The 239-nt window shown below is 75.7% G+C and carries 1 pseudogene; it reads right to left on the reverse strand.

The features are described from left to right. Nucleotides 1–239, reverse strand: a pseudogene (locus tag VR45_RS41520) (NUDIX hydrolase); the annotation flags it as partial.

A 239-nucleotide genomic window follows, 5' to 3' on the forward strand; every position in this document is an offset into this window, starting at 1 on the left:
GGGAGGCGGTGGGGGCGGTGGCGGCGGGGACGCGGCGCAGGGCGTAGTGGCGGTAGGGCACCCGGGACCAGGAGATGTGGAGTTCGCCGGGTCTGGGCCACGAGGTGTCGGCGCAGGCCACCGCGGGGCCGTCGAAGAGGGTGGGATTGGCCAGGACCATGGTCGCCCAGATCTGGTCCCGGGCGTGCCGCTCCTCGGCGGTGAGGCGAGGAGCGGCGACCTCGGCGAGCCGGATCCGG

This window comes from Streptomyces sp. NRRL S-495, from assembly GCF_000966955.1.
Lineage (GTDB): Bacteria > Actinomycetota > Actinomycetes > Streptomycetales > Streptomycetaceae > Kitasatospora > Kitasatospora purpeofusca.